Consider the following 21,914-nt stretch of genomic DNA (forward strand, 5'->3'; position numbering starts at 1 on the left):
GTCAGCTCCAGCCGCGCGCCCGGAGGAAGGCGGCGCACCGCCGGGTCCAGTCGCCGGCCCCGGGCTGGGCCTCGGCCAGCCCGAGACCGTGGACGCCGCTGGGGTACACGTGCGCCTCCACGGGCACACCGTGGCGGGCCAGCGCGCCCGCCAGCATGAGCGTGTTGTCCACCGGCACGGAGGCGTCGTCGGCGGTGTGCCACAGGAACATCGGCGGGGTGGCCGGGCCCACCCTCCGCTCGATCGACAGGGCCGCGGCATCCCCGCTCGGCCCGTCCCCGCCCGGCCCGTCCCCAGCCGGCCTGTCCCCGCCCGGACCGAGGAGGTTGGTGACCGAGCCCTGGTGCGCGGCCGGGCCGGTCAGTGTGACGACCGGATAGCACAGCACCGCCAGGCCAGGCCGGGGATCGCCCGCGTCGACCTCGTCGTGCGGGCCCTCCGGCAGCATGGGCCCCGTCTCGGTGGCGAGCAGCCCCGCCAGGTGCCCGCCCGCCGAGAACCCGAGCACCCCGACCCGCAGCGGGTCCACGCCGTACCCGGCCGCGTGGTGCCTGACCCAGCGCACGGCCCTGGCGGCGTCGAGCAGCGGCACCGGGTGGCGGTGCGGCGCGACGCGGTAGCGCACCACGAAGGCGGCGACGCCGAGCGAGTTCAGCCACCGCGCCACGGGCGCCCCCTCATGGTCGGCCAGGCGGGCGTACCCACCGCCGGGCAGCACCAGCACGGCCGGGGCCGGGCACGCGGGCGTGCGACCGGCTGCCGCGCGGGGCGGCACCGCCACGGGGAACGCGGTGATCCGCGCCTCGTCCAGGCCGGGCCACAGGGGGTGCTCGCTCATCTGCCGCCTCTCCGCCGACGTCCTCGCCCGGTCACCGTACCGAGGGACGGTCGCGTGCACGCCGACGACACCCGTCGGAGCGCCACGTCCTGGGTGACCTGCATCCGTCAACGGCTGCACCAGGATGACCTGATGCTGTATTCGCAGGACGGCCCACTTGCTCGCCGTATAACGTTCGTGTTATTACTTGGGGAGAGGTGGAACTGGAGCCCGGGGTTGACGAGTGGTTCGACTCGCTCAGTCGGGACGATCAGGAGACGGCCGTCTTCTACGTTGATCTCTTGGCGGAGCGGGGTGTGCTGCTCGGTGAGCCGTACACCAGGCAATTGCACGGCAAACTGCGGGAACTCCGCTTCCATCTCTCTCGCGAGGCGGTGCGCATCACCTACTGGATCGCATCGGGTAGGAGGGTCATCCTGCTCACTGTGTTCAAGAAGCAGCGGATGCGCGAGGTCAGTGAGATCGAACGGGCGGTACGGGCGATGGAGCGGTGTATCGCCGAGGCGCACACGGCAGATGAGGAGTGAGGCCATGGCCGAGCGCAAGGCGTGGGCCGACAAGCGTGCCGAGATCATGAGTCGTCCCGGCGCCGGAGCCGCATACGAGGCCGCTCGTCTGCGGTTCGAGCTTGGAGAGGCGGTACGGCAGCGCCGCGAGGAACTCGGGCTCACGCAGGCCGAACTGGCCGAGCGGGCCGGCCTCAAGCAGCCCGCGGTCGCTCGCTTCGAGGCGGGAGGCACCATGCCGACCATCCCCATGCTGGAACGTCTCGCCGAAGCGCTCGAAGTACGGCTCAACGTCCAGTTTCAACCGCTCCGCGAGGCAAGCTGACTCGCCGTCGCCGCAAGTTGGACAAGGTCGTCAACTAGAGTGGTCGGTGTGGTGGTGGTGGACGGGGCCGGGCGGAGGTGACGTTACGGGCCGGGCTCGTCCCGCGCGTGCTGCTCGCCCTCGCCGCGCTCGTGGTGGCCGCGGTTCCCGAGGCGGTGCGGGTCGTCGACGCCTCCGGCTGCCCGGCGCGTGACGCTCGCGTCGCGGCGGTCTACCCGATCACCGGCTACTGGATCAACCCGCGGCCCGACCGGTGCGAGACGCGCGAGGTCGTCTCGGCGATCCGCCGGCTCGGTGGCGACACGGTCGTCACGTTCGGTTCGCGGCTCACGGCGGTCCGGGCGGACGAGGCCGGACGGCTGTTCGACGCGCGCACCGGCCAGGCCGACCCCGCCTTCGCCGGCTGCCTCGACGGGGGCAGGCCCTGCTACCTGGCCGCCCGCGACGCCGCGCCGGGCAAGGAGATCCGCCGCGCCTTCACCTACGTCGCCCCCGAGCACTTCGGACCGGGTCTGCTGCGCTGTCCCGGCCTCGACCGGCGCATCGAGAGCGGCGGGCGCTCCTACTACCGGATCCTGCTGGGCGCCTCCTGCGCCGCCGGGCCGTTCGACCTGGTCCTCGCCGTCTCGGACGGCGACGGCATCGGCAACCTGCTGGCCGAGGCGGCCGGCCACGGCATGAGGGTCTACCCCGGGCTGCCGACCGCGCCGCAGGACCCCGCCAAGCCGTGGCTGCCCCACCTGGCCCACCTCGACGTGGTGAACACCTTCACCCGCCGGGTGCTGGACGACTACCGGCACCGGCACGGGGCCTCGTCCGCGCTCGCCGGGGTGTACCAGTCGTTCGAACTGGCCATGCGGGACCGGGCCGACGACGACGAGGTGCTGGCCCTGTACCGCGCGCAGCACGCGGTGGCCGCCGCCGCGCTGCCCGGCCGGACGATCGTGGTCAGCCCCTACTGGGACGCCCGCCGGGGGCGCGGCTTCCCGCCCGCCGAGGCGGGCGTGGGGTTCGCCGAGATCGCCGCCACCCGGGCGGGCGCCCCCATGGCCATCGCCATCCAGGACGGGCGGGGCGCCGGCAAGGTGCCCGTGTACGGCCCCGACCAGGCCGAAGCCCCGGTGGAGCCCCGCCTGGAGCCGGTCGTGGGCGCGGTGACCAACCGGCAGGCGTACCTGGGCTCGACCCGCGACTACGTCGAGGCGGTGGCGGGCCGTCCGGTGCCGGGCGTGGAACTGTGGGTGAACGTCGAGCTGTTCGAGCCCACCCCCGTGGCCGGCGAGTGCTCCAGGACCGACCCGCGTCCGCTGCGCGGCCGCACCTCCAAGGCCCGGGTGGACAGCCAGATCATGGCCGTGGGCGGACACGCAGCCAAGATCATCGCCTATCGCTGGGAGCCGTTCGTCGTCTGCCGCGACGACTGGGACAGCCCCTCGCTGGGCGAGAGCATCGCGGCGGCCTGGCACGATCCGCTCGTTGTGCGCGCCACCCGCGGCCACGTGGACGGGCGCGACGGCATCCAGGTGCGGGGCCACCACCTGCGGGGCGGCGCGCTGCGCATCTCCTACCGGCAGCCCGGCGGCCTGGCGACGACCGTCACGGCGGCCCAGGAACGGCACGAGCCGGCCGCCGCGCCGGGCGGCCTGGAGACGGCCTGGGCGCCGTTCACCGCCGCCGGCCTCGACCCGGCCCACCCGTGGATCACCGTCACGGCCGTCAACGCCGTCGGCCGCACCAGCACCACCCCCTACACGTTCCGCGGCTGACGCCGTATCTCCGGCGTTTCCAGCAGGCGGAAGCCGTCGTGACTGCGGACCGCCGGTGTCCCGTCGTGGTGCAGGGCGTCCAGGACCCGGACGGCGAACGCCTCGGACGCGAGATCCCGAACCTCATCCGCGGTGACCCAGCGAAAAGCGCGAGCTTCATCAGTTGTGGTGAGTCGACCGCCGATGGCCTCGCAGCGGAAGACCAGGGCGACGATGCCGTGGGCCATGTTCTTGTAGACGCCGGTCAGGACGACGGGCTCCACGTCCAGGCCGGTCTCTTCGCGAACCTCTCGCAGCAGACCGCTTCTGATGTCCTCCTCGCGTTCCAGCACCCCGCCCGGAGCCTCCCAGGAGTCGTTGTCGCGGCGTTGAGTGAGCAGCGCCCGGCCCTGACCATCGATGATCACACCCGCCACGCTGACGGAGTGCTTGCTGTGGTGATCCATGGAATGTCCTCCGCGCGCTGCTGATCGCTCTTCTCGGACCTCGATACATGAATGTACGAGTTGTGGCCGAGAGCCGTTGCCGGCGGATCCGGCACGACCAGTGGTCGAGCCTGGGTGGGCAGGGGGCGAGCGCCTGCCCATCCAGGGGCCGTCAGGTGAGCGTGGCCGCGTACGGGTCCCAGTCCACTGGCAGCGGGTCGGGCACCGGCGATCCGGAGCCGAGCCCGCGGAACTCGCCCCGCTCGCCCGACTCCGTCACCGCCGCCATGATCTCCAGGACGTGCAGCGCGAGCGCGCCCGACGCCCGGTGCGGGACGTCGGCCCGGATCGCGCGGGCCATGTCGAGCACGCCGATGCCGCGCCCCGCCGTCGTGCCCTCCAGCGGCAGCTCCCGCCAGTCGAGGTCATGCAGGCCCCGGGCCAGCAGTGGGCCGTCGAAGGTGTTGGGATCGGGCAGCGACAGGGCTCCTTCGGTGCCGATGACCTCGATCAGCCTCTTGCTGACCGGCGAGTCGAAGCTGAACGTGGCCCCGGCGGTCGGGCCGTCCGCGAAGTCGATGAGCGCGTTGACGTGGGTCGGCACGTCCACAGGGAAGACCGTGCCCGCCTTCGGCCCCGAGCCGACCACCCGGTGCTCGCGGGCCCGTCGGGTGCTCGCCGACACGCGGGCGGCCGGGCCGAGCAGCGCGACGAGCGCGGTCAGGTAGTACGGGCCGAGGTCGAACAGCGGCCCCGCCCCCCGCTGGTAGAAGAACTCGGGGGTGGGGTGCCACGACTCCGGGCCCATGCCCTGGGTGGCGGCCGTGACCGCGACCGGGGTGCCGATCAGGCCTGACCGTACGGCTCTGATCGTGGACTGGATGCCGGCGCCGAGGAAGGTGTCGGGGGCGTTGCCGACGCGCAGCCCCCGGTTGTCCGCCTCCGCCAGCACCTTGGCCGCCTCGTCCATGTCCAGGGCCAGCGGCTTCTCGCCGTACACGTGTTTGCCCGCCCGTAAGGCGGCCAGCGCCACCGCGGCGTGCGCCGACGGGACGGTGAGGTTGACGACGATCTCCACCTCGGGCAGTGCCAGCACGGTGTCCAGGCCGCCGGAGACGGGGACGCCGTACTCCTCGGCCACGGCGGCGGCGCGCGCCTCGTCGAGGTCGGCCACGGCCAGCACCCGCACGTCCGGGAACGCCGTGAGGTGCCGCAGGTACTGGCCGCTGATCACTCCGGCGCCGACGAGCGCCACGCCCACCGGGCCCGTCCCGGACGTCATGAGACCCCCAGCGAGGACAGGTAGGAGCGGCTGTCCGCGAGCGCCTCGAAGACGTCGCCCGCGCAGGTGTCCAGCTCGACGATCCGCCACGCGCCGGGCGCGGCGGCGAGGATGGCGGGCACCGGCATGACGCCGCCGCCCACGGCCGTGTGCGGCTCGCCCTTGACGCCGGGCCCGTCCTTGACGTGCAGGGCCAGCACCCGGTCGGCGAGCCCGCGCAGCAGGGCGGGCACGTCGGCCCCGCCCACCTGCGCCCAGTAGGTGTCCACCTCCAGGAACACCTCCGGCTCCAGCAGGTCGGCCAGCGCCTCCAGGGCGTGCCGGCCGTCGATCCGCGGCTCGATCTCCCACCAGTGGTTGTGGTAGCCCAGCCGCATGCCGTGGGCGGCGGCCTGCGCGGCCAGGCCGTTGAGCCGGTCGGCCACCCGCGCCAGCCCGTCGCGGGTGGTGAACTCCTCCTCCGCGATGCCGCCCGGGATGATCACGAGGTCGGTGCCGATCGTGGCGATCGCCTCGAACACCTCCTGCGGCTCCCGGCTCAGCAGCGCGTAGGCGTGCGTGCTGGAGACGGTCAGCCCCAGGTCGTCGGCCACCTGGCGGAAGCCCTTGGGGTCGGTCATCGGGTCGTACGGTTCGACGGCGCCGTAGCCGAGTCCGGCGATGCGGCGCAGCACGCCGTCCCGGTCGGCGGCTAACGCGTCCCTGACGGTGTAGAGCTGGACGCTGAGCGGTTGCACCACTATCCCTCCTGGTTCCGGACGCCGAGCAGGTGCTCGATCGCGAGCTGGTTGAGCCGGGTGAAGTGGAAGCCGCGCTCGGCGGCCACGTCGGGATCGAAGTCGTCGGCGGCGAGGTCGGCCAGCGTCTCGCCCGGCGCGAGCGTCGGCACGGCCAGCTCGTCCACCCGCGAGGCGCGCAGCGCGTCCTGCACCTCGGGGTCGGCCCGGAAGGCGCGCGCCTTGTCCTTCAGGATCAGGTAGGTGCGCATGTTGGCCGCCGCCGACACCCACACGTCCTCGGGGTCCTCGGTGCGCAGCGGCTTGTAGTCGAAGTGTCTCGGCCCGTCGTAGCCGCCGTGCTCCAGCAGGTCCACCAGGAAGAACGCGCTCTTCACGTCGCCGTGCCCGAACACCAGGTCCTGGTCGTACTTCGGCCCGTGCTGGCCGTTGAGGTCGATGTGGAAGAGCTTGCCGTGCCAGAGCGCCTGCGCGATGCCGTGCACGAAGTTCAGCCCGGCCATCTGCTCGTGCCCCACCTCGGGGTTGAGCCCTACCATTTCCGGGTGTTCCAGCTCGTTGATGAACGCCAGGGCGTGCCCGATCGTGGGCAGCAGGATGTCGCCGCGCGGCTCGTTCGGCTTGGGCTCCAGGGCGAACCTGAGGTCGTACCCCTGGTCCAGGACGTACTGGCTGAGCAGGTCGAGCGCCTCCTTGTAGCGGGCGAGCGCGGCGCGCACGTCCTTGGCGGCGTCGGACTCGGCGCCCTCGCGGCCGCCCCAGCACACGTACGTCCGCGCGCCCAGCGACGCCGCCAGGTCGAGGTTGCGCATGACCTTGCGGATCGCGTGGCGCCGCACGTCGCGGTCGTTGCTGGTGAACGCGCCGTCCTTGAACACCGGGTGGGTGAACAGGTTGGTGGTGGCCATCGGGACCTTCATCCCGGTCTCGTCCAGCGCCTTGCGGAACGCCGCGACGGCCCGGTCGCGGTCGGGCTCGACGGCGAGCAGGTCGTCGTCGTGGAAGGTGACTCCGTAGGCGCCCAGCTCGGCCAGGCGGTGCACGCTCTCCACCGGGTCGAGCGGCGGCCGGGTGGCGTCGCCGAAGGGGTCGCGCGCCTGCCAGCCCACCGTCCACAGGCCGAAGGTGAAGCGGTCGTCGGGAGTCGGAGTGAATGCGGCCATCGGCCCTCCAGCGGCTCTACTATTAGTCCACAATCTGTACATAATCCTCGGAGGCGGGTGTGAACACGTCAAGAGGCGTGCGGCACGATTCCATGCGTGCCCGTAACCTCGCCGTCGTGCTCGGGGAGATCCGCAGGTCCGGGCCGCTCACCAGGGCAGCGCTCGCGGACCTGACCGGGCTGACCAAGACGACCGTGTCGAAGCTGGTGTCCGACCTGCTGGAGGCGGGCGCCGTCATCGAGACCGGCGCGGTGCGCGACGGCGAACGCGGCCGGCCCGGCGTCGCCGTCGCCCTGTCCGGGCACCGCGTGGCCACGCTCGGGCTGGAGATCAACGTCGACTACCTCGCCGCCTGCGTCGTGGACCTCACCCGCGCCGTGCGGGTCCGCCGCACACGGCCGGCCGACAACCGCAACTCCCGCCCCGAGACGATCCTGTACGAACTGCGCGACCTGGCCCGCTGGGCGGTGTCCGAGGCCGAAGCGCTGGGGCTGCGCGTCACCGGCGCGGCGCTGGCCGTACCCGGACCGGTCGAGGCCGGGCTGCTCCGCAACGCCCCGCACCTCGGCTGGCGCGACGTGCGGGTGACCGGCCTGCTGGACCTGCTCGACCTGCCGTTCGAGGTGGACAACGAGGCCAACCTCGCGGCGCTCGGCGAGCTGTGGTTCGGCTCCGGGGCGACCGACTTCCTCTACGTCTCGGGAGAGATCGGCATCGGCGCCGGCCTGGTGGTGGACGGAGCGCTGTTCCGCGGCACGAACGGCCAGGCGGGAGAGCTGGGACACGTCGTCGTCATGCCCGACGGGCCCGGGTGCCGGTGCGGCGGGCGGGGCTGCCTGGAGGTGTACGCGGGGCAGGACGCGCTGCTCGGCGCGGTCGCACCGCTGAGCGGCCGGGTCGCCGCGCTGCCCGGCGCGGCGGCCGGGATGTCGGCCCAGGCGCCCTCCCTCGAAGGACTGGCCGGGCTGCTGGAGGCGGGCGACCCGGTGGCCCGGGCGGCCTGCGAGGAGGCCGGCCTGGCGCTCGGCACCGCCCTCACCTCGGCCGTCCACCTGCTCGACCCCGGCATGATCGTGCTGGGGGGCTCGTTCGGGCTGCTGTTCCCGTGGCTCGAACGGCCGGTCGGCGACGTGCTGTCGGCGCGGCTGGGGCAGATGCGGCGGACGCCGCCCCGCCTGGTGGCCTCGCAGGCCGGCGCGGACGCCGCCGTCCTGGGCGCCGCCGGCCTCGTCATCCAGCGCGTCGTCGCCGACCCGACCGCCGTCCTGAACCTCTGACCCGCCCGTGCCCATCGAGCCGCTGCGCGTCACCGAGACGGCATCGTGATCACTGCGCGGCAGAATCGGCTGGCACTGCCGCCGATCGAAGGATCTCTCCATGAAGCAGGTCGTCGCCGTACTTCTGGCCGGCGTCTCCATCGCCACCCCCGCCCAGGCCGCCGTCGCCTCCTCCGATCCGGTCTCGGCGCTGAAGAGCCGGATCACCGCTGGCAAGGGCGTGACGTTCACCGACGTCACCTCCTACGTGCAGCTTTCGGGCAAGACCAAGGTCATGAGCCGCTGGGGAACGCTCCAGTTCGGCAAGTCGGGGCTCGCCGCCTCCGACGTCTCCGTCAAGGCCGCCAAGGAGTACGGGAAGTCCGTCGTCTTCGTCGATGAACGCGTCATCACCGTGGGAAAGGTCTCCTACCGGAAGGGCGGCCCGTTCGCGGAGAGAGGGCCCAAGGGCAAGCCTTGGCTCAAGACCAACAAGTGGCTGCCGGTCGGGTTCAGCGGCGCGTTCAGCCAGCCCGTCCACGCCACCGAGCCGGGGACGCTCAAGGCGCTGATATCCGCGGGAAAACGGTCGGGCCGGATGTACACGGGGACCGTCACCTTCGGACAGCTCTGGAAGGTCTCCCCTTGGGCCCGGGCGAGCCTGGTGCGCAAGGAGAGCGACGAGCTCATCCACTACACGCTCACGCTGGGCTCCGACAACCTGCCCAGCAGGTTGGTGACGACCTACCTGGCGGAAGCACATTGGCCCGGGATGAGCACGGAGGGCGACGAGATCCACAACGAGACCGTCTACAAGGGTTGGGGCAGCCGCTACACGATCACGCCACCGCCGGCGAGCCAGGTCCACACGGGCAGGGAGTAACCCAGGTTCCGACCCACTGCCACCGTCCCGCCATCATCCGCCTCGTCGGCGCGGTACTGGCCGAACAGACCACTCATACACCACATCCGTGGACGTGACCCGTGCCCATGCCGGCCCGCTCAGCGGGTCAGGGCCGCCGCCAGGATGTCCACGAGCGCGGCCGCCTGCGAGCCGTCCTCGTCGAGGTCGGGATCGAGGATGGTGACCTGCAGCCCGGCGGCCCCCGGCAGGCGCAGCAGACCGCGCAGCAGCCGCACCATCCGGTCGGCGTCGAGCCCGCCTGGCGTGGGCGAGTCGACCGCCCGCAGCACCGACGGATCCAGCACGTCCGCGTCGACGTGGATCCAGAACCCGTCCAGTTCGTCCCGCACCAGCACCTTCCGTGCCGCCTCCACCGCGGCGGCCACCGCGTCGCTCGCTGCGTCGTTCGCCGTGTCGTCGTTGATGGCGTCGGCGGGCACGGAGGTGATGGCCGTGCCCGCGAAGTCGCCGAGATCCTCCTCGTCGCGGATGCCGAGCACGATGACGTCCTCCTCGCGCACGTACGGGCGCAGCCCGTCGATGTCGGTCAGGTAGTCGTCACCGCGTCCGGTGGCCAGCGCCAGGTCCTCGCCGGCCGCCGCGCCGACGTGCGGCGAGTTGCCCAGGTGCCGGAAGTCGGAGTGGGCGTCCAGGTAGGCCACGCCGTAGCGTCCTGCCCGGCGCAGGGCCAGGGCCGAGCCGAGCAGGATCGAGCAGTCGCCGCCCAGCACGACCGGGAAACGGCCGGAGTCGCGCAGCGCCGTGATCCGGGTGGCCAGCTTGCGGGTGTACGCGGCGATGGCCGGGCCGTTGCGCACCCCGTCGCCCGGCTCCCAGGTGGCCACGTAACGCGGCGGCACCACCACGCCCACGTCCTCGGCGCCGATCCGGCCGAGCAGCCCGGCGTCGCGCAACGCCCAGGGGGCCTTGTAGCAACCGGGCACCGTGCCGGGCGCGGGGGGCCGCAGCCCCAGGTTCGACGGGGCGTCGAGGACGGCAAGCTTGGCGTCAGTGATTATAGTGGTCATAGTCCTGACGGTAACACGAAAGGGAGGCCATGGGGCACTTCGCACAGTTCGGTCTCGTGACGCTGGACCTGGCCAACACCTGGGACGCCTACCTGGACGAGCCCGAGCGGCTGCCCGACGTGGCGGCGCTCCGGCGCTTCTGCGACGAACTGGAGGAAGCCGCGACGGAAGTGGGGGAGAGCGACCTGGCCGCCGTCCGCGCCGTCCGGTCGCGGCTACGGGCCGTGCTCGCCGCCGAGCCCGGCGAACGGGCGCGAGCCCTCGCCGCATGGGCGGCGGAACTACCGGCGCGGGCGGTGGTCGCGGTGGTGGACGGCCTGCCGGAACTGCGGCTCGCCGCCGCCGGGAACGCGCCGCCGGCCGACCGGCTGGCCGTGCGGGCCGTCCGCGAACTGCTGGCCATCGCCGGCGCGGGCGACTGGGAGCGGCTGCGGCTGTGCGCCGCCACGCCGTGCCGGGACGCCTTCGTCGACCGCAGCAGGCCGGGGCGACGGCAGTTCTGCTCGACCCGGTGCGCCAACCGCGCCCACGCCGCCGCCTCCCGCGCCCGCCACCGAGCCTGACGTCACGCGTGCGTCCCCGCGCCGGGCACCGCGCCGCAGGCGGGCCGTGGCCAACGCCGACGACCCGGTCGCCGTGGACATCGCCGCTCTGATGCCGGGCGCGACCACGACGTACGGCCTGGCTGATCCCGCGGACTTCCGCGCGAGCGACTGGTCGTCGAGGCGACCTGAACGCGGTTCGTCCCGCACCAAGAGGGCGGACGCGTCGCCTCCGGGTGCTGATCCCGAGTGTTCGCGTAACCGAAGAAACCATGACACAGGATGTCGGGTTTTTGGGTGAGCATGGTCGCTGGTCGGCGCCGATGGAGGACGCCGACCGAGCCCTACGGACAGACAAGGATCGCCATGCTCGAAACACGAGAAGCTCTCCAGGAGCTGCAGGCTTTGCTGGATGCTTCTCTCTCCCGTTCCACCTCGCATCTCCGCTCGATCATCACGACCGAGAGCACACTGACCGCGGAGGAGCTCACCAGGGTCCTCACTGGCATGTGCACCCTGGCGCTGTCCACCGTGACGGCGAAGGGCGAACCGCGGATCAGCGGGGTGGACGGGCACTTCCTGTACGGGAAGTGGCACTTCGGCACGGCGCGCACAGCTGCCAAGGCCCGCCATCTGGCTGCCCGCCCCGCCGCCAGTGTCGCGCACATGCGCGGTGAGGACCTGGGCGTGTTCACGCACGGCACGGTGGAAATCCTCAACCCGCCGGGCGGCGAGCCGGCCGCCGACTGGCCGGACCTGCTCGCCTACTTCAAGAACTTCTACGGCGACGACCTCTTCGACTGGGACAACGAAGTGGTCTACTACCGGCTGCATCCGCACTGGATGAGCGTCTTCGCCCCCGACATCGCCAAGCTCACGGAGGTGTCCCGTTCGTGATCTGTCCGCGGCACGTGCCGCTTCGGGACCGGCCACGTGCTGCAGGACCTGCTGAAGCGGTCGCTCAGCGCCATTGGGGTGATGAGCGACCGCCGTGGTGTGGCGTGATCGATTCGTTCGGCTTGGGCGGCGGGCCGCCCAAGCGCTGTGTTGCGAAAGGGTGGACCCAGGTTGACAACATTCGTACGGGATGTCGCGAGTATGGGGTGCGAGACCATCGACGTGGTGGGGGCTCGTACCAACAATCTGCGGGACGTGTCGGTGAGCATCCCCAAGGGGCAACTCGTCGCCTTCACCGGCGTGAGCGGCAGCGGCAAAACCTCGCTGGCCATCGACACCCTGCACAACGAGGCCCAACTGCGATATCTGGAGGGGCTTTCGCCGTTCGTACGGCAGTACATCACCCAGCGCAATCGCCCGAAGGTCGACCGCATCCTGGGACTCGGCGCGACGCTCGCGGTCGACCAGCGCCGCCTGAACCGCAACCCCCGCTCCACGGTCGCGACGATCACCGGCATCGATGGGCACCTGGGACTGCTGTACTCGCGCCTTCCGACCATCGGCGCGGGCCCGGCGGCGGAGAGCGGAGACGGGCATCTGACGACCGCTCACTTCGACCGCAACACGCCGGAAGGGAGCTGTGCGGACTGCCACGGGGTGGGCGGACGCTGGCAGGCGCAAGAGGACCTGATCATCACCCACCCGGAGCTTCCGCTCTTCGAGGGGGCGTCACCCTGGTACGCGAAGTGGCGGTCGGGGGAGCACGCGTTCGTACCGGCACTCGCCGACAAGCGGGGCGTGGACCTCGGTCGGCCGTGGCAGTCGCTGCCTGAGGAGTTCCGTCACTGTGTGCTGTACGGCACGGGTGACGAGAAGATCGAGGCGACCGTCGACATGTCGAACAAGAAGGAAACGGTCGCTGTGACCTACACCTTGAGCCAGCCGCTACGGGGCGCGCTCGCCGAGGTGGAGCGGGTGTTCGTGAACGCCCAGACCTCCAGTGCCAAGCAGCGTTACCTGCCGTACATGCGCAAGCAGCCCTGCGGCACCTGCGGCGGCAGCGGGTACGACCAGGTGGCCAGGTCCGTGCGGATCGGTGGACTGACGTACCCCGAGCTGCTCCAGGTGGAAGTACGGGAGGTGCGCGGCTGGGCGCAACGTGTGGCGGATGACCTGGGCGTCCGGGAGCGCGAGGTGGGTGAGCCACTGCTGCAGGATCTGGGTCGCAGGCTCGCGATCCTTGACCGGCTCGGCCTGGCCCATCTCCAGCTGTCCAGGAGCGCGGCGACGCTGTCCGGGGGTGAGTTGCAGCGGACCCGGCTCGCCGCGCAGCTCAGTACCGAACTGAGCGGCATCATCTTCGTCCTTGACGAGCCGGGGACCGGGCTGCATCCGGCGGACAAGGCGCACCTGCTCGACATCGCCCTGGAAGTGCGTGCGGCCGGCAACACGGTGCTCCTTGTCGAGCACGACCCTGAGCTGATCGCCCGGGCCGACTGGGTGATCGATATGGGGCCTGGCGCGGGCCGCCTCGGCGGTGAGGTTCTGGTGTCGGGTCCTCCCGCTGACGTGGCCGCCCACCCGACGTCGCTGACCGGGCGCCATCTTTCCGGCGAGGGCTCGCGGCTGCGCCGGACCCGCCGCCCGGCCCCGGACGACACCGGCTGGGTGGAACTGCACGGCCTGCACGCGCACAACGTGACAGCGGACCTCGTGCGTTTCCCCGTCGGTCGGCTCACCTGCCTGACCGGGGTGAGCGGCAGCGGCAAGAGCACCCTGCTCGGCGCGCTTGGGGCGAGCGCGGAGGCCGCCCTCAACGGAACGGCGACCGACACGGTGCGCAAGGTGACCGGCCTCGAAGGGTTCGGTTGGGTCGCCGTCGTCGATCAAGAACCGCTCGGGCGGACACCGCGGTCCAACCCGGCCACGTACAGCAAGGCATTCGACATTGTCCGCAGGCTGTTCGCCGAGACACCCCTGGCGCGCAGGCACGGGGTCAATGCCTCCTGGTTCAGCTTCAACACCGCAGGCGGTGGCCGCTGCGAGACCTGCACCGGCTATGGCCGGAAGCTGGTCGACATGCACTTTCTGCCGGATGTGTGGGTGGTCTGCGACGCGTGCGAGGGCAGGCGCTACAAGCCGGAGGCCTTGGAGATCAGGTATCAGGGGCTGGCCATCGACCAGGTGCTCGAGCTGACCGTCGCCGAGGCCATGGAGCGGTTCTCCGAGCCCCGGCAGCTCGCGGAGACCCTGGGAGCCCTGAACCAGGTCGGGCTTGGCTATCTCCAACTCGGCCAAAGTGCCACCGAGCTGTCCGGCGGCGAGGCGCAGCGGCTGAAGCTGGCGTCCGCGATCCAGCGCGGTGCAGCGAGCCGCAAGGCCGGGCTCGTCATTCTCGACGAGCCCGTGTCGGGCCTGCACCCGTCTGACATCCAGCGCGTGGTGGATGCGCTCGATGTGTTGATCGACTCGGGCAACACCGTGGTCGTGGCCGAGCATGACATCCCCGTCGCCGCGTCCGCGGACTGGGTGATCGACCTGGGGCCGGGGGCTGGTCCGGACGGGGGTGCGGTGGTCGCGGAGGGCACTCCGGACGTCGTCGCGACGGCGGACACCCCGACGGCCGGTTTGTTGCGGCGGTACGCGGCCGGCCTGCCGCTCCTGCCGGTGCGGGAAGGAGCGCGCTGCTGAGACGCCCGATTCATGACTGTCCCTCGGGATGAGGGCCGGCCACCAGGCAGCGGCGCTGCGTCTGGTCATAGCCGGCCATGGTCCCGCCGGGGCGCAGCCCGCCACCATCCCCGTCGATGCCGAGATCGTGGCCATCCTCCGCGCGCAGCAAGGAGTCGCACGTCAAATGCTCAACGATCGGAGGAGCGGCGCCGAAGCCCTGCCGCGCTACCTGTTCCTGCGCACGCGGGGCAACCGGCTCGGCCGGCATCCCTACCCAGCCGAGACCTACCAGTCACTGCTTCGAGAGCTCACCCAGCGGCTGAACGTCACCGACAGCATGGGCCGGCCGGTTCACATTTCCCAGACGCACCGCAACCGGCACACCCGGGCAACCGGCTTGATCAACGCGGGCGTTCCCATTCACGTGGTGATGAGGAGTCCCGCGGCATATCGCGCCCCTCGGCCGCAGAAGACGAGCCCGCCGCCTCATCTTCGGCCGCCGTGGGAGTGCTCGCGCGCAAGCTGGAGGAAGAACGAGGTGCTCGGCGCCGTGAGGTTGCGGAACTGCGCCGAGCATTGGAAGTAGCTCAAGGGGAGAACCTGGAGCTGACGCCGCGCGGCAGCTACCTCGAAGCCGAGATCGACGGCGACCTCCTGAAGATCCCCGCCCACGACCCGGACGCCCCGGCCGACACGATGGCGCCGATCGCGATCCGCGTGTGGGAGCCGCACCCGCGCCGGCATCTCGAAGCCGACAGCCCGGTCCGGTCATCTCTTGGCCTGCTGGAAGAACCGCACCTGCTGAACGCGTCCGTCAAGGCGATCGTGCGAGCTCACCCGTGGAGGGCTCGTCGGGCATGGCGGCCCTTGGTGGTGGCGAGACACAAGAGTTGCCCATGGTGGCGGAACGAATGCGCAAGGTGACGCCTGTCGTGCCGGCTGTCGGGTGCGCTGTCAGGTGGGCGTCCGCCGCCGGGACCGAGGGGCGGACGTCTATGGCGACCTATTTCACCGCGCATAACAGGTAAAGGTGCGGTGTGCAGCGTTCGCGGCTGGCGGGTCGCCGAGGAAAGTGACGCCAGGAGTCCGTACAGGGGGAGCGCGATGGACTGTCGGCAGGATGGGACCTTCGGCGTACGGGTGGCGGGACTGCCGGCCGGCGGGCTGGAAGAGCTGCGCTTCGCGCGCACCTGGGAGCTGGTGGACGAGCTCCTCGAACTGGAGGGCGAGCCGGAGGACGGCCTGGCCGATCTGCTGGCCGCCGAGCTGGCGGGCAAGGTGGAGACGCTGCGCAGGCTGGCGGGCGACGACGCGTTCCTGCGCGGGCTGGCCTGTTGCGGGCCGGTCCTGTCGGCGCGGCTGGAGAGCTGGCTCGCCGCGCCCGACGCGGTGCCGAAGGTGCCGGCGCTCGCCCGGCTGGCCAGGCAGGTGGCGCGGGCCGCCGCCACGACCAGCCCGCACGCCGCGTTCGTGATCAGCGGTCTGGGCCGCTGGGAGGACGACGGTCCGGCGGAGACGCCCGCGGGGCGGCTGCGCTGGAAGGCGGTGGCCGAGATCGAGCTGGGCACGGTCTGGCGGGTCTGGGAGGCGCTGTCCCGGCGGCCGGGCCTGCGGGAGGCGGTCGAGGTCCGCGTCAACCCGAGCCTGTGGCAGGAGGACGGGTGGCTGTGGTTCCTGGGGGCGGGGGAGCGGGAGACGCTGACCCGGCTGCCAGCGGAGCCCACGCTGACCGGGGTGTTCGCCTGGTTGCGCGGGACGACGGCCCCGACCGTCGGCGCGCTCGAACGGGCCGTCGCCGTTCCGGGCCTGGTGGAGCGGCTGCTGGAGGTCGGCGTGCTGGAGCGGCGCCGGCCGTTCGCCGACCAGGCGCTGGACCCGCTGGCCGACCTCGCCGCCTGGGCCGAGGAGGTGCTGCCGGGCGACTCGCCCGACCGGCCGTGGCTGCCCACGGCGCTGCGCGAGGCCGTCCAGGCGACGTACGGCGAACGCATCCGGCACGTGGCCGGCTGGCTGCTGGCCCGCCTCGGCGACAAGGCGGGAGTGGGCGGCAGGGGCCCGGGGGCCGGGCCCGGCGGGAAGAGCCCGGCCGGGGCCACTTCGGGACGGAACGGGGACGCGGCGGCCACGGCCGAGCCGGTGCCCGGCGGCGGCAGGGCGCGGCTGGCGGACGCGAGCGTGCGCCTGGAGACCGCCGTGTCGCCCGAGCCGCCCGTCGTCTGCGGGCGGGCGGCGTGGCGGCCGGTGCTGCGCGACCTCGACACCGTGCGCCGCCTGGTGGCCGTGTTCGACCCCGACCTGCTGGTCAAGCTGGCCGCCGCCGAGCACTTCCTGGAACGGCACGGGGCCGGCGCGTCCGTGCCGTTCCCGCGCTTCTACCGTGACGCGCTCGCCTCGCCGGAGCTGCGGACGCTGCTCGACCGCGGCCCGGGCCAGGGCGGCGCGGCGGACGGGCCGGGAGCGGGCGGGCCGGGCGCGATCGGCGGGCCGGCGGCGCGCCGCCTGGCAGCGCTGCGCCGCGAGACCTGGGACGCCCTGTACGGCGGGCCGGTGGACGGCCGGGGCGTGGTCACCGCCGACCCGGACGTGGTGGACAAGCTCGCCGCCTCCTGGCCGGCGTTCGTCCGCCCGCCCGGCTCCGTCACCTGCTACGGGCACCTGATGCCGGGGCCGGAGTTCGTGCTGAACGCCGTGACCACCGGTTACGGCCGCGGCACCGGGCGCACCCGCTACCTGCTGGCCCGCGCCGGCCTGGCCACCGGCGGGGCGCTCGACGCCGAGGGGGGCGGGCGCCGGCCGGTGGCCGAGTGCCTGGGCAGCTTCGGCGACCACCTCAACCTGCGTCCGGCCGCCGCCACCCCCGTGGACTACCCGTTCACCGTCACCGACCGGCCGGGTCCGGCGCTGACCGAGCTGCGCGTCTCCTACGACGCGGCGACCCAGCGCCTGGCGCTGACCGACGCGGACGGCGCGCCCGTGCTCCCCGTCCACCTCGGCATGACCGGGGAGCGGGTGCTCCCGCCGGCCTGGTCGTTCCTGGTGCGGGTGTTCGGCGAGCCGCCCGCCGCGATGCCGTCGCCGTGGGGGCTCGGCGGGAGCGCCGCCGACGTGGTGCTCGCCAGGCCGCGGTTGCGGGTCGGCTCGGTGGTGCTGGCCCGCGCCGGCTGGCGGACGGTGGCCGCCGAGCTGCCCATCCCGGCCGACGGAGAGAGCGACGCCGGATTCGTGCTGCGTACGGCCCGCTGGCTGCGGCGGCACGGCATCCCGCGGCGCTTCTTCGCCCGCTTCGGCACCGCCGGGCCCGGCGGTGAGCGCCGGCCGATGTTCGTGGACGTGGAGAACCATTTCCTGCTGCTGTCGCTGGCCCGGGCCGCCGCCCGCCGGGAGGGGCACGTGGTGCTGGAGGAGGCCGTGCCCGACCCGGCCGACGCCCCGGCCTACGGCTCGCACGGCCGCCGCGTCACCGAGTACGTCCTGGAGATCTCGGAGGGCTCGCGGCCCGGGTAGGGGCGTGCGCGGACGTCGCCGGGCCGGCCCTTTCGGTAGCCTTACGTGATTTGTAGGGACCATCGTGACAGAAGGGACGGCCCGTGCCCGACGACGCCGGCCTCCAAGCGCTCCGTGAGGCGGCGCGCTTCTCTCCGGACAACCTCCCGCTGCGCCGGCACCTCGCCGCCCAGCTTCTGGCGCAGGGATACCTCGCCGAGGCCGAGGCCGAATACCGCGCCGCGCTGCTGCTCGCCCCCAAGGACCCCGACATCAGCGCCGGACTGGCGGAGGCGTTCGTCCGACAGAGCGCCTTCGGGGCCGCCCTGTCGGCGCTGGAGCCGTTCCTCGCCGCGCCGGGCTACCCGCCGCGGATGGGCGTGATCGCCGCGCGGGCGCTGCTCGGCGAGGGAGACGGCACCGGGGCGGCGTACCGCTACCGCGACGCCGTCTCCCGCGACCCGTCGCTCGCCGACCCCGACCTGGCCGCCCGCCTCGCCCCGCCCCCGCCCCCCGCGCAGCCTCCGGCCCCCGGGCAGCCCGACCACGCCCAGCCGTACGGCCACGGCCGGCCGTACGGGCAGCCGTACCAGCCCTACGCCCCGCCGCAGCCGGTCCACGCGCCGCCCGGAGTGGACCAGAGCACCGCCGAGGTCGAGCGCCCGCCGGTCACCTTCGCCGACGTGGCCGGCATGGAGGCGGTCAAGGAGTCGCTGCGGGTCAAGCTGCTGCTGCCCGTCCAGCAGCCCGAGCTGTTCGCCGCGTACGGCAAGCGCTCCGGCGGCGGCGTCCTGCTGTACGGCCCGCCCGGAGCCGGCAAGACCCACCTGGCCAGGGCCGCCGCCGGCGAGCTGGGCGCGTCGTTCGTCAACGTGGGCCTGGCCGACATCCTCGACATGTACGTCGGCTCCAGCGAGCGCAACCTGCGCGCCACGTTCGAGATGGCCCGGCGCAACCGGCCGTGCGTGCTGTTCTTCGACGAGGTGGACGCGCTCGCCGCGCGCCGCTCCGACATGCGCCAGGCGCACACCCGCCAGCTCGTCAACCAGTTCCTGGCCGAGCTGGACGGCGTGGACGAGCACGCCAACGAGGGCGTGCTCGTGCTGGCGGCCACCAACGCCCCCTGGTACATCGACGTGGCCTTCCGCCGCCCCGGCCGCTTCGACCAGCTCGTCTTCGTGCCGCCGCCCGACACCGCCGCCCGCGCCGCGATCCTGCGCATCCTGTGCCGCGACAAGCCGCTGGCCGAGATGGACTTCGACGCGGTGGCCCGGGTCACCGAGCAGTTCGTCGGCGCGGACCTGAAGGGCGTCGTGGACCGCGCGGTCGAGGCGAAGCTGCACCAGTCGATCAGCGCCGGGCGGCCGCTGCCCATGTCCACGCCCGACCTGCTGGCGGCGGCACAGACGGTCCGGCCGACGTCGGTGCGGGAGTGGCTGGCCACCGCGCGAAACTACGTGCTGCACGCCAACGAGTCCGGGGCGTGGGACGAGCTGATGCCGTGGATCAAGGGCGGGAAATGGTGACAGCGGCGGCGCCGATCGAGCGGGCCCGGACGCTGCTGCAACTGCGCCGGCCCGCCGACGCCGAACGCGAGCTGCGTGGCGTGCTCGTCCAGGAGCCGCAGAACGCGCTGGCGCACGCCTTCCTCGCCGTCGCGCTGACCGAGCAGCGCCGCGGCCAGGAGGCGGTGGCGGAGGCGGGCGAGGCGGTGCGGCTCGCCCCCGACTCCTGGTTCGGCCACTACGTCGCCGGCCAGGCGCTCTTCCGGGCCGGCCGGCACGACGAGGCGATCACGGCGCTGCGCACGGCGCTGGACCTCAACCTGTCGTACGCGCCCATCTGGGAGGTGCTCGCCCGCATCCACCTGGACCGCGGCGAGTGGTCCCTGGCCGCCGGCGCGGCCCGGCGCGGGCTGGAGCTCGACCCGGAGGACTCCGACCTGGTCAGCCTGCTGGCGCTGGCCCTCACCGGGCTCGGCCAGGCCGCCGCCGCCCGGGACGCCGCGGCCCAGGCCGTCCGGCTGAGCCCGGAGAGCGCGCTGGCGCACCTGGTGTACGGGCGGGCGGCGCTGGCGGCGCGCCGGCCGGCGGAGGCGGCCGGCTCCTTCCGCGAGGTGCTCCGCCTCGACCCGGGCTTCGGCCAGGCCCGGGACCTGCTGGTGGCGGCGCTGAAACAGCGCAACCCGCTCTACCGCCGGTTGGAGGCGCTGCGTGGCCGGTTCTTCGGCGGGTGGCGGATGGTGTTCCTGCTGCCGGTCGCGCCGCCGCTCATCGCCGTGTTCGTGCTCATCGCGCTGCTGCACTGGGCGGCGTGGGTGGCGGAGGCGTTCACCACGCTGCGCCTGACGCGCGGCAAGGCGACCACGCTGTTGTTCGAGGCGGGCGAGAGCCGGGTGGCCGGGCTGTGCTGCGGCCTCCTCGCGGCGGGCGCGGCGCTGCTCACGCTCGGCATCGCGGTCGCGGGCGAGCCGGTCGGCACGGCTGGGGCGGCGGTCATGGCGCTGGTCACCCCCGTGCAGGAGGCCGCCCACACCGGTTCGCCGGCCGGCCGCCGGGTCCTGTACGGCTGGGCGGGCCTGCTCGCCGTGGCCGCCACCGTGTCGGCGGCGCTCGGCGAGATGTCCGGCGCCCTGCTGAGCTCCTACGCCGCGCTGGCGACGATCTGGATCGCGGCCGGGGTGCGCCGCCTGTTCACCCCGGCCCCCGATCCGGTCTAGCGCGCGCCGCGCAGGTTGGCGGCCAGCAGGTCGAGCAGCGGCTCGCGGCGTACGCACCGCCGCAGCAGGAACGAGTCGGCCAGCGCGACCAGCTCGTCGTCGTCGAGCCCCCCGAACAGCCCCGCGTACTCCGGCAGCAGCGCCTGCGCGAGCAGGATGTGCCTGACCAGGTCGTCGGTCTGGTAGCGGGCGCCCCACGGGTACGGCTCCCAGCCGGGCGCCTCCTCGGCGAGCAACCGGTGCAGCGGCGCCAGCACCTCCGCCGTCTCCTCCATCGTCGAGCCCCACCGGTCCACGCCGAGCCGCCGCTTCTTGGCGATGAACGGCCCGAACCTGTCCAGGTACGGCCCGGCCGCGCACACCAGCCCCTGCAGGCCGACGTCCTTGTAGGTCCACAGCGACCACCCGGCGTCGTGGGCGTCGTAGATCTCCAACTGGTCGCGCAGGATGCGGTAGCGCTGCTCGTCCACGGCCGGGTCGCCGGTGTAGACGGGCCCGAACTCGCCCACCCACAGCGGGGTGCCCGTCTCGCGCTGGAAGCGTGAGCGCCTGGCGAACGCCTCCTCCAGTTGGCCCCGGTCACACCAGGAGCCCCGCGTGTAGCCGGGGTAGGGCCCGCCGTGGGCGAACCCGGCCAGGGCGTAGTCGTGGCAGACGAACACCGTGTTCTCGTACACCTCGCGGAAGACCGTGAAGTCGGTGGCGTAGGTGTTGCCGTCGAGGAACAGCACGTGCCGCGGGTCGGCGGCGCGCACCGCCTTGACCAGCCGGTCGTAGAACGGGCCCACCACCTTCCCGGACGGGTCGCCCGGCTCGTTGACCGGGTTGTAGCCGGCCACCCAGGGATGGTCGCGGTAGCGGTCGGCGATGGCCTCCCACAGGTTCACGACCCGGTCCTGGAAGTGGCGGTGCCGCCAGAACGCGGCCACGTGGGTGGGGTTGTCGGAGTGCCAGTGCTGGTTCTGCGAGCCGGGCAGGGCGTGCAGGTCGATGACGGTGTGGACGCCGTGCGCGCCGAGCAGGTCGATGACGCGGTCGAGGTGGCGGAAGCCGTGCTCGATGATCTCGAAGGGGCGCTCGTCGGACTCGAAGTGGTGGTAGTTGACCGGGATGCGCACGCAGTTCATGCCCAGCCCGGCGAGCAGGGCGGCGTCGTCCTCGGTGAAGAAGGAGGTCAGCAGCCGGTCGAAGAACAGCTCCGCGCGGTCCTCGCCGAGCACGTCGCGCACGGCGGCGCGCATCGAGCTCTCGTCGGCGGGGTGGCCGGTGATGAAGTTCTCCATGTTGAGCCAGCCCCCGAGGCCGACGCCGCGTAGCCGTACCGGCTCGCCGTCGGACGTGAGCAGCCGCGTCCCGGACACGTGCAGCAT

The 21,914-nt window shown here is 72.9% G+C and carries 20 protein-coding genes; 12 read left to right on the forward strand and 8 right to left on the reverse strand.

All coding sequences use genetic code 11. The annotated features are described in order from the left end of the window. Nucleotide 1: 1 nt before the first annotated feature. Nucleotides 2-838, reverse strand: coding sequence for an alpha/beta hydrolase (locus ACGF0J_RS02780; protein ID WP_393141658.1), 837 nt, complete (start codon nt 836-838; stop codon nt 2-4). Between the two features lie 197 nt (nt 839-1,035). Here ACGF0J_RS02780 and ACGF0J_RS02785 point away from each other — a divergent pair, with 197 nt between their 5' ends. The 3 genes from ACGF0J_RS02785 (at nt 1,036) to ACGF0J_RS02795 (ending at nt 3,435) form a co-directional block, all read left to right on the forward strand. Beyond that, on the forward strand, nt 1,036-1,365 hold the full coding sequence (locus ACGF0J_RS02785; RefSeq protein WP_393141660.1) for a type II toxin-antitoxin system RelE/ParE family toxin: 330 nt from the start codon (nt 1,036-1,038) through the stop codon (nt 1,363-1,365). 4 nt (nt 1,366-1,369) lie between these two features. Then, on the forward strand, nt 1,370-1,669 hold the full coding sequence (locus ACGF0J_RS02790; RefSeq protein ID WP_393141662.1) for a helix-turn-helix domain-containing protein: 300 nt from the start codon (nt 1,370-1,372) through the stop codon (nt 1,667-1,669). A 77-nt stretch (nt 1,670-1,746) separates the two neighbouring features. After that, nucleotides 1,747-3,435 (forward strand): hypothetical protein, encoded by a 1,689-nt coding sequence (locus ACGF0J_RS02795; protein WP_393141664.1) that lies wholly within the window; start codon nt 1,747-1,749, stop codon nt 3,433-3,435. On the opposite strand, the gene ACGF0J_RS02800 is transcribed toward ACGF0J_RS02795, so the two are convergent. The 4 genes from ACGF0J_RS02800 to xylA all read right to left on the reverse strand — a co-directional run bounded on the left by ACGF0J_RS02800 (nt 3,417) and on the right by xylA (nt 7,042). Next, nucleotides 3,417-3,881 carry an NUDIX hydrolase gene (locus tag ACGF0J_RS02800; protein WP_393141666.1) on the reverse strand — a complete coding sequence of 155 codons (465 nt, stop codon included), beginning with the start codon at nt 3,879-3,881 and terminating at the stop codon, nt 3,417-3,419. The two genes, ACGF0J_RS02795 and ACGF0J_RS02800, sit on opposite strands and share 19 nt — an antisense overlap. 151 nt (nt 3,882-4,032) lie before the next feature. Beyond that, nucleotides 4,033-5,142 (reverse strand): Gfo/Idh/MocA family protein, encoded by a 1,110-nt coding sequence (locus ACGF0J_RS02805; protein ID WP_393141668.1) that lies wholly within the window; start codon nt 5,140-5,142, stop codon nt 4,033-4,035. Next, complete coding sequence (locus ACGF0J_RS02810) at nt 5,139-5,879, reverse strand: sugar phosphate isomerase/epimerase family protein (protein ID WP_393141670.1); 741 nt, start codon at nt 5,877-5,879, stop codon at nt 5,139-5,141. The genes ACGF0J_RS02805 and ACGF0J_RS02810 overlap by 4 nt, the downstream gene beginning before the upstream one ends. A 2-nt stretch (nt 5,880-5,881) precedes the next feature. Next, a complete protein-coding gene (xylA, locus tag ACGF0J_RS02815) occupies nt 5,882-7,042 on the reverse strand; it encodes a xylose isomerase (RefSeq protein WP_393141672.1) in 1,161 nt (386 codons plus the stop codon). A gap of 92 nt (nt 7,043-7,134) precedes the next feature. Here xylA and ACGF0J_RS02820 point away from each other — a divergent pair, with 92 nt between their 5' ends. Then, the gene (locus tag ACGF0J_RS02820; RefSeq protein ID WP_393141674.1) at nt 7,135-8,319 is read left to right on the forward strand and encodes an ROK family protein; all 1,185 of its coding nucleotides are present in this window, start codon (nt 7,135-7,137) and stop codon (nt 8,317-8,319) included. A gap of 100 nt (nt 8,320-8,419) precedes the next feature. Beyond that, on the forward strand, nt 8,420-9,181 hold the full coding sequence (locus ACGF0J_RS02825) for a hypothetical protein (RefSeq protein ID WP_393141676.1): 762 nt from the start codon (nt 8,420-8,422) through the stop codon (nt 9,179-9,181). A 119-nt stretch (nt 9,182-9,300) separates the two neighbouring features. Here the strand turns inward: ACGF0J_RS02825 and ACGF0J_RS02830 are convergent, their stop codons facing one another. Next, the gene (locus ACGF0J_RS02830) at nt 9,301-10,230 is read right to left on the reverse strand and encodes an arginase family protein (RefSeq protein ID WP_393141678.1); all 930 of its coding nucleotides are present in this window, start codon (nt 10,228-10,230) and stop codon (nt 9,301-9,303) included. 29 nt (nt 10,231-10,259) lie between these two features. Here ACGF0J_RS02830 and ACGF0J_RS02835 point away from each other — a divergent pair, with 29 nt between their 5' ends. The 3 genes from ACGF0J_RS02835 to ACGF0J_RS02845 all read left to right on the forward strand — a co-directional run bounded on the left by ACGF0J_RS02835 (nt 10,260) and on the right by ACGF0J_RS02845 (nt 14,360). Then, nucleotides 10,260-10,793, forward strand: coding sequence for a CGNR zinc finger domain-containing protein (locus ACGF0J_RS02835; RefSeq protein ID WP_393141680.1), 534 nt, complete (start codon nt 10,260-10,262; stop codon nt 10,791-10,793). 345 nt (nt 10,794-11,138) lie between these two features. Next, nucleotides 11,139-11,669: a pyridoxamine 5'-phosphate oxidase family protein gene (locus ACGF0J_RS02840; protein WP_393141682.1), complete on the forward strand. Its 531-nt coding sequence runs from the start codon at nt 11,139-11,141 to the stop codon at nt 11,667-11,669. A gap of 261 nt (nt 11,670-11,930) precedes the next feature. Further along, nucleotides 11,931-14,360, forward strand: coding sequence for an excinuclease ABC subunit UvrA (locus ACGF0J_RS02845; protein WP_393141684.1), 2,430 nt, complete (start codon nt 11,931-11,933; stop codon nt 14,358-14,360). Between the two features lie 10 nt (nt 14,361-14,370). Here the strand turns inward: ACGF0J_RS02845 and ACGF0J_RS02850 are convergent, their stop codons facing one another. Beyond that, on the reverse strand, nt 14,371-14,610 hold the full coding sequence (locus ACGF0J_RS02850) for a hypothetical protein (protein WP_393141686.1): 240 nt from the start codon (nt 14,608-14,610) through the stop codon (nt 14,371-14,373). 233 nt (nt 14,611-14,843) lie between these two features. Between ACGF0J_RS02850 and ACGF0J_RS02855 the strand changes: the two genes are divergently transcribed. From ACGF0J_RS02855 to ACGF0J_RS02870, 4 genes are all read left to right on the forward strand, one after another. Next, a complete protein-coding gene (locus ACGF0J_RS02855) occupies nt 14,844-15,266 on the forward strand; it encodes a hypothetical protein (RefSeq protein ID WP_393141688.1) in 423 nt (140 codons plus the stop codon). 180 nt (nt 15,267-15,446) lie between these two features. Then, the gene (locus ACGF0J_RS02860; RefSeq protein ID WP_393141690.1) at nt 15,447-17,846 is read left to right on the forward strand and encodes a lantibiotic dehydratase; all 2,400 of its coding nucleotides are present in this window, start codon (nt 15,447-15,449) and stop codon (nt 17,844-17,846) included. Between the two features lie 83 nt (nt 17,847-17,929). Further along, complete coding sequence (locus ACGF0J_RS02865; RefSeq protein ID WP_393141692.1) at nt 17,930-19,351, forward strand: AAA family ATPase; 1,422 nt, start codon at nt 17,930-17,932, stop codon at nt 19,349-19,351. Further along, nucleotides 19,345-20,544 (forward strand): tetratricopeptide repeat protein, encoded by a 1,200-nt coding sequence (locus ACGF0J_RS02870; RefSeq protein WP_393141694.1) that lies wholly within the window; start codon nt 19,345-19,347, stop codon nt 20,542-20,544. The genes ACGF0J_RS02865 and ACGF0J_RS02870 overlap by 7 nt, the downstream gene beginning before the upstream one ends. Here the strand turns inward: ACGF0J_RS02870 and ACGF0J_RS02875 are convergent. Next, complete coding sequence (locus ACGF0J_RS02875; RefSeq protein ID WP_393141696.1) at nt 20,541-21,914, reverse strand: glycoside hydrolase family 5 protein; 1,374 nt, start codon at nt 21,912-21,914, stop codon at nt 20,541-20,543. The genes ACGF0J_RS02870 and ACGF0J_RS02875 overlap by 4 nt on opposite strands.

Source organism: Nonomuraea sp. NPDC047897, assembly GCF_043204415.1.
GTDB lineage: Bacteria > Actinomycetota > Actinomycetes > Streptosporangiales > Streptosporangiaceae > Nonomuraea.